Source organism: Micromonospora sp. NPDC050686 (genome assembly GCF_040654475.1).
GTDB lineage: Bacteria > Actinomycetota > Actinomycetes > Mycobacteriales > Micromonosporaceae > Micromonospora.
Genome location: NZ_JBFAID010000037.1, coordinates 62,130 through 69,490 on the forward strand (window position 1 = coordinate 62,130; position 7,361 = coordinate 69,490).

Annotated in this window: 3 protein-coding genes; all 3 read left to right on the forward strand. The window is 75.8% G+C overall.

Annotated features, from left to right (window positions below):
• The first annotated feature begins 82 nt into the window (after positions 1-82).
• From AB0H57_RS22135 to AB0H57_RS22145, 3 genes are read left to right on the forward strand one after another with little or no spacing between them, the layout of a single operon-like run.
• Positions 83-985 (forward strand): hypothetical protein, encoded by a 903-nt coding sequence (locus tag AB0H57_RS22135; protein ID WP_357509284.1) that lies wholly within the window; start codon positions 83-85, stop codon positions 983-985.
• Entirely contained in the window at positions 982-6,831 is a 5,850-nt protein-coding gene (locus AB0H57_RS22140) for an SDR family NAD(P)-dependent oxidoreductase (protein WP_357509286.1), read from the forward strand. Before AB0H57_RS22135 ends, AB0H57_RS22140 begins: the two co-directional genes overlap by 4 nt.
• Positions 6,828-7,244, forward strand: a complete 417-nt coding sequence (locus AB0H57_RS22145; RefSeq protein ID WP_357509288.1) for an acyl-CoA thioesterase — start codon at positions 6,828-6,830, stop codon at positions 7,242-7,244. The genes AB0H57_RS22140 and AB0H57_RS22145 overlap by 4 nt, the downstream gene beginning before the upstream one ends.
• Positions 7,245-7,361 lie beyond the last annotated feature (117 nt).

Sequence of the window (7,361 nt, forward strand, 5' to 3'; positions counted from 1 at the left end):
CGGACGTTGTTCCCCTCAACGCGCCGGCCGGCGCGGCGGCCCTCCACCCGACCCACCCACCGACGGAACGGTGAACGTTCTCATGCCCGCTGCCCCAGGAGACCTACGAGTCAAGGCTCTGCGCCGCTTCGCCCTGTCCATCACGATCCTCACGGTGCTCGGTCACCTCTTCCTCGGTTTCGAGCAGGCGCCGGTGACGCCGGTGGTGACCCTCCTGCTGGGCTATGCCCTCGATCTGGCGCTGGAGACGCTCCAGGCCCGGTCCGAAGGCCGCCCGCCGGCCTTCCTCGGTGGCTTCCGGCGGCTGGTGGATTACCTCCTGCCCACCCACATCGGCGCGCTGGCCTGCGCGATGCTGTTGTACGGCAACTCCTCGCCGTGGCCCTACCTGTTCGCCATCGCCGCGGCGGTGGCCTCCCGCCACATCCTGCGGATCCGGGTCGACGGCCGCCCTCGGCACGTGCTCAATCCGTCCAACGCCGGAATCGCGCTGACGCTGGTGCTCTTCCCCTGGGTCAGTATCGCCCCGCCGTACCAGTTCACCGCCGGGATCTCCGGGGCGCTGGACTGGCTGCTGCCACTCGGCGTCCTGATGGCCGGCACGTTGCTCAACGGCAAGCTCACCGGGAAGATGCCGCTGATCCTGGGCTGGCTGGGCGGTTTCGTCGGGCAGGCGCTGCTGCGCGCGGTGTTCTTCGACCACGACTTCGTCGCCGCGCTGCTGCCGATGACCGGCCTGGCCTTCATCCTTTTCACCAACTACATGATCACCGATCCCGGCACCACCCCGCGTTCGCGCGCCAACCAGGTGTGGTTCGGGCTCTGCGCCGCGGCGGTCTACGGCCTGCTGGTGCTCGCGCACGTCTCGTACGGGCTGTTCCTCGCCCTCGTCATCACCTGTGCCTTCCGGGCGGCCCTGCTCCTGGCCGGCCGGCGCCGGCCGGCCCGGGCCGCCCGGCGGCTCCACCTCAAGGAGGCAGCATGAGGGCCAGTGAACGGCAGGTGGCCGTGGTCGGCCTGGCCTGCCGGTACCCGGACGCCGACGACCCGACGCAGCTGTGGCGCACCGTGCTGGCCCGCCGCCGCGCCTTCCGGGCCATCCCGGCCGAGCGCCTGGACCCCGAGCACCGGCTCGGCGCGCCGCACGCACCGGACTCGACGTACGTCCGCCGCGCCGGACTGCTGCGCGACTGGCGCTTCGACCGCGAGGCATTCCGGGTCTCCGGGCCGGCCTGGCGGGCCGCCGACCACACGCACTGGCTGGCCCTGGAGACTGCCGCGGCGGCCCTGTCCGACGCCGGCTTCCCCGGCGGCGCCGGCCTCGACGCCGACCGGGTCGGCGTGGTCCTCGGCAACTCGCTCACCGGCGAGTTCACCCGGGCGGGCCTGGTACGGCTGCACTGGCCGTTCGTGCGCCGCTCGGTCGAGGCGGCGCTGCTGGACACCGGAGTCGACCCCGCCGTCGCCGCGCAGGTCCTCGACGAGGCCCGCCGCGGCATCGCGTCGGCGTTCCCGGAACCGGGCGACGAGTCGCTGGCGGGGGCCCTCAGCAACACCATCGCCGGCCGGATCTGCAACCACTTCGACTTCCACGGCACCGGCTACACCGTGGACGGCGCCTGCGCCTCCAGTCTGCTGGCCGTCATCACCGCCGCCAACGCGCTGCTCACCGGCGAGCTGAACTTCGCCCTCGCCGGCGGGGTCGACCTGTCCCTGGACCCGTTCGAGATGATCGGCTTCGCCCGGCTCGGCGCGCTCGCCGACGGGCAGATGCGGGTGTACGACGAGCATCCCACCGGCTTCCTGCCGGGGGAGGGGTGTGGGATCGTCGCTCTCATGCGCGCCGACGAGGCGCAGCGGCGCGGCCTGCGCGTCTACGCGCGGCTGACCGGCTGGGCGACGTCCTCCGACGGGTCGGGGGGCCTGACCCGGCCGGACGCGGGCGGACAGGCGCTGGCGTTGCGGCGCGCGTACCGGGCGGCCGGGGTGGAGCCGGAACAGATCGGCCTGATCGAGGGGCACGGCACGGGCACCGCCGTCGGCGATCGGGTCGAGCTGGAGACGTTGACCCGGCTGCGGCGCAACGCGACCGGTGCCGCGGCACTCGGCTCGGTGAAGGCGAACATCGGGCACACCAAGGCAGCCGCCGGAGCGGCGGCACTGATCAAGACTGTGCTCGCCGCCTACCACCGGATCCTTCCGCCGGCCACGGGTTGCGACACGCCGCACCCGCTGCTGCGTGGCGCGGGGGCCGCCCTGCGGGTGCTCGACGAGCCGGAGCCGTGGCAGGACGACCGGCTGGCGGCCGGCGTCTCCGCGATGGGGTTCGGCGGGATCAACAGCCACGTCGTGGTGGAGAGCGCCGCGCCCGGTGCGCCCGGTCGCCGCCGGCTGCCGGCCTCGGCCCGGGCCTGGTCGCGTCGCCCCGTCCGGCCGGAGATCGTGCTGCTCGAGGCCGCCGATCCGGTCGAGCTGACCGGGCAGCTCGACCGGCTGGCGGGCTGGGGCGCGGCGCTCAGCGACGCCGAGGTCGGGGACCTGGCGGCGACCCTCAGCGCGGCGGCCGGCGGGACGGCCGGGGTTCGCTGCGCCCTGCTCGCCGGCGACGCCGACGAGCTGGTGGCGGCGGCCCGCGCGGCGACCAGTCTGCTCGCCACCTGGAACGGCCGGGCCCTGGTGGACGAGACCGCGGGGGTGGCCTTGGGTGGCGGACCGCCAGCACGGGTGGGCTTGCTGCTGCCCGGGCAGGGCGCGCCGGTGCGGCACGACCCGGGCCTGCTGGCCCGGCTGCTCGGCGAGCTGCCCGAGCGCCCGCCGGACACCGGAGCGACCGGCACCGAAGCAGCCCAGCCGGCGGTGGTGTGGCAGTCGCTGCTCGGCCTCGCCTGGCTGGATCAGCTCGGCTGCGCGCCGGTCGGCGCCGTCGGGCACAGCCTTGGCGAGTTGACCGCCCTCGCCTGGGCCGGCGCGCTGGACCCGGGCCGGCTCGTACAGCTGGCCGCGGCCCGTGGCCGGGTGATGGCGCGGCACGGTGTGGGGGGAACCGGCATGGTGAGTCTCTCCGTCGACGAGGCCCAGGCGGGCCGGCTGGCGAACGAGCATGGGCTCGTGGTCGCCGCCCTCAACGCTCCCGACCGTACGGTGCTCGCCGGCGCGGAGGAGGACCTCGCCCGGTTGGTGGCGGCGCTGCGGGACAGCGGCGTCGAGGCGGTCCGGTTGCCGGTGTCGCACGGCTTCCACAGCCCGGCGATGGAACCCGCGCAGCCGGCGTGGGCCGTCGAGCTGAACGCGGTCGGGTTCCCTCGGCGGTCGTGGCCGGTGGTGTCCACCGTGACGGGCGAGGCGGTGCGGGGCAGCGACGACCTGGTGGCCCTGCTCACCCGCCAGCTCACCGCTCCGGTGCGGTTCGTCGCCGCCGCCCGTGACCTCAGCCAGCGGTGCGATCTGCTCGTCGAGGCCGGCCCGGGGACCGTGCTGTCCCGGCTGGTCGCCAGGTTCTCGGCCGTGCCAGCGGTCAGCCTGGACTGCGGGGGCCCACCCCGCTCCCTCGCCCTCGCCACCGCCGCGGTCGTGGCCGCCGGCGCGGGGGACCTCGCCGCCTGGTACGACGGGCGGCCGTACCGCCCGCTCCGGCCGGGGGCAGCCATGTCGTTCCTAAGCAGCCCGTGCGGCGTCTCAGCCGCCGGGCTGCCCGGGGCGGGGTCCGTGTCTGCCGACGTGGACCCCGCCCCCCTCCCGGGTCGGGTCGAGCAGCCGTCGAGCGTGGCAGCAGCGGTGGTGAGGACCGCCTCCGCTCGACCGGCGCCGACCCCGCCCGAGGCGGACCCGGCCGGGTCGGGGGACCCGGCCGGGTCCGCGCCGCGGCCGGACGACCCGCTCGGCGAACTGCGCGGCCACCTCGCCACCGAGCTGGAACTGCCGGTGGAAAGCATCCTCCCGGCCAATCGGCTTCTCGGTGACCTGCATCTGAACTCGTTGCAGGTGGCGCGGACCGTCGCCGCGGTGGCGTCGGCGCTGGGCCGGCAACCACCGGCCGCGCCGCTGTCGCTGGCCGACGCGACCGTCGCCGAGGCGGCGGAGGTGCTCGCCCAGTTGCCCGCCGCGGACGGCGATGCGGCGGCACCGGTCCAGGGCGTCGCGCCGTGGGTCCGGCTGTTCCGGCACGACTGGGTTCCGGTGGACGTGCCGGGGCACACCCCGCCGGCCCCCGGCGCCGTGCGCTGGCGGGTCGAGGCGCCGCAGGAGCATCCCTTGCACGCGGTCCTTCCCGCCGTACCCGAGGGGGCGGAGGCGCCGCACGGCCTCGCCGTCGCGCTCGGCCGGGACGACGGGCCGGCGCGGGTGGCCGCTCTGCTGGCGCGGATCGCCGCGCAGCGGCCGGCCCGGCTGGTGATAGTGCACGACGACCACCCGGCCGCCGCCGCCGTGGGTCGTTCGGCCGCCGCGGAGGTTCCCGGCTGCGCGGTGACCGTGCTCGACGTCGCGTCCGCCCCGGACGTCGGCGTGCTGCCCGAGGTGGCCGTGCCGGCCGGCTACGCGGAGCTGCGGGCCGGGCCCGGCGGTGTCCAGCGGCTGGTCACCTCCGTGCACCGCCCGCCCGGCAGGTCGCGTGAGGTGCCACTCGGTCCCGACGACGTCTGCGTCGTCACCGGTGGTGCCACCGGCATCACGGCCTTCGCCGCGGCGGCGATCGCCGAGCGGACCGGCTGTCGGCTGGTGGTTCTCGGTCGGCGACCCGCCGAGGACGCGGAGACCGGCGAGGCGCTGCGGCGGCTGCGCCGGGTCCTGGGCGACGATCGGCTGCGCTACCGGCGAGCCGACCTGACCGATCCCGAGGAGGTACGGGCGGCGATGCTCGACGCGGGCCGGCTGGGCCCGGTCCGGGCGATCGTGCACGGGGCGGGGGTCAACCGGCCGGCGCGGCTGCCGCACGTCACGGCCGAGGACCTCCAGGAACACCTGGGCGCCAAGGTGGGCGGCTTCCGGTCACTGCTCGCCGCAGCCGGGCCGGACCTGCGACTGGTGCTGGCGTTCGGCTCCATCATCGGTCGTCAGGGGCTGGCCGGGCAGGCCGCCTACTGCGTCGGCAACGACTGGTTGCGGCACGACGCGGAGCGGTGGGCCGGCGAGCACCCGACGACGCGGGTGCACCTGGTCGAGTGGTCGGTCTGGTCCGGGCTCGGCATGGGCGTGCGCCTGGACGTGCTCGACTCGCTGCGCCGACGCGGGGTGGCCGGCATCGCGCCCGACGACGCGGTCGCGGCGCTGTGGCGGATCCTCACCGATCCGACCGCTCCGGTGACCGTGCTGTGCACGGCGGCCTTTCCCGAGTCCGCCACGCTGAGTCCCGTGCCCGCGCCCGGTGCTCCCGAGCCGGGCCGGCTGCGTTTCGCCGAGCTGGTGGCCGGCCGGGTCGGGCAGGTCGCCACGGTGACCGAGGCGGTGCTGTCGGCGGGCGCCGACCCGTACCTGCGGGAGCACCGCGTCGGCGACGTGCCGCTGCTGCCCGCCGTGCTCGGCCTGGAGGCGATGGCGCAGGTGGCGGCGTTGACCACCGGAGACCGGGCCGGGTGGGCGATCCGGGACGCCCGGTTCGCCGCGCCGATCGACGTGCCGGAGCGCGGGACCAGGCGGATTCGGGTGGCGGCGCTGGCCGCGGAGACCGGCGCGGAGGTCGCGGTGGCGGTCCGCGCGGACACCGACGGCTTCGCCACCGACCGGTTCACCGGGACCGTGGTCGGCGACGTTCCCGCGCCGCCGGCCGCCGGTCCGACGGCGGAGGGGGAGACCCGGCCAGGGCCGCCGGCCGGGACCGATCCGGAGCACGGGGTTCATCCCTGGTACGGACCGGTGCTCTTCCACGAGGGACGGATGCGCCGTCTGACGCACGCTGGGCCGGTTTCCGCCTTCGCGGTGCGGGCCACGGTCGACGCCGACGACCGGGATCGCTGGTTCGCCTCCTTCCTCGGGCAGGAACTGCTGCTCGGCAGCCCGGCGGGGCACGACGCCACGATCCACGCGCTGCTCGCCTGTGCGCCGCACCGGCGCGTGCTGCCGGTGGCCGCGGCGGAGGTGGTGGTGTGGCAGCCGCTGCGCGGACGGCTCACGGTCGAGGCCCGGGAGGTGGAGCACAGCGCGGACGAGTACGTCTTCGACGTCGACGTCACCCGCTCCGGCGTACCGGTGGCGCGTTGGCGCGGCCTGCGGCTGCGGGCGGTCGGCGAGAACCCGGAGTTCGTGGCGGCCCGGGACTGCGGCGGGCTCGGCGTGGAGCTGGTGGGCCCCTGGCTGAGCCGCCGGCTGATCGAGGTGGGCGCGGTCGACGCAGTGGAGCTCGTCGCGGGGCCCGGCCGGCGCGAGACGGACGGCGCCCGCGCCCTGCTGGCCCGGCATCTCGCCGTGCCCGAGGCGGACCTCGACCACGAGCCGTCCGGCGCGCTCCGGGTGCCCGGCCGATACGCCGGCGCGAGCTACGCCGACGGGCAGGTACTCGTCGGGCTGTCCGACCGCCCGGTGGGGGTGGACTGGGAGTCGGTGACGGACCGACCGCTGGTCGGACTGCTGGACGAGTCCGCGCGGGCGGTCGCCGAGGAGATCGGGCGGCGGACCGGGGACGACCCGGAGGTGGCCGCCACCCGGCTGTGGGCCGCCCGGGAGGCGATGGTCAAGCTGGGCGTCGACCCAGACCAGGTGTTGGCCCACGGCGAGGCCGAGCCGGACGGGCTGCTCGTCTCGGCGGGCCGCGAGGTGACCGTGGCGTCCGCGCTGGCCTGGGGGGACGGGGCGAAGCAGGTGGCGGTGGCGGTGGCGACCAGATCGGAGGGGGCATGACCGGGTGGTACACCTACCGGCACGTGGTCACCCTGGACGAGACCAATGTCGTGGGGAACGTCTACTTCGCACACTTTCTCCACTGGCAGGGGCACTGCCGGGAACGGTTCCTCGCCGATCACGCGCCCGCCGTGCTGGACGAGTTGCGCCGCGGTGATCTGGCGCTGGTGACCGTGTCGTGTGGGATGGACTACTACGAGGAGTGCTTCGGCCTCGACGAGATCGAGGTGCGGATGAGCCTCGACGGCCGGCACGGGCACCGGCTGGGCATGCACTTCGAGTTTCTCCGCGGGGGTCGGGAGGTGGCCCGTGGCCAGCAGACGGTGGCCTGCCTGCGCCGTACCTCGAACGGACCGGTGCCGGCCGACCTGCCGGCCGACCTGCGGACGGCGCTGGCGGCCTTCAGTCGGTGAAGCCAACGCGGCGGCCGCCCCCGGCGGGGGGGGGGGCCGCGGTGGGTTAACCGGTGGGGGGCGGGGGGCGGGGCGGTGGTGAGCTAGTTCGGGAGTGGGGCGGGGTGGGGAAGAGTG

Excerpts from the sequence above, each read along its gene's own strand:
- AB0H57_RS22140 (WP_357509286.1), top strand. The coding sequence starts at position 982 with ATGAGGGCCAGTGAACGGCAGGTGGCCGTGGTCGGCCTGGCCTGCCGG.
- AB0H57_RS22145 (WP_357509288.1), top strand. The coding sequence starts at position 6,828 with ATGACCGGGTGGTACACCTACCGGCACGTGGTCACCCTGGACGAGACC.
- AB0H57_RS22135 (WP_357509284.1), top strand. The coding sequence starts at position 83 with ATGCCCGCTGCCCCAGGAGACCTACGAGTCAAGGCTCTGCGCCGCTTC.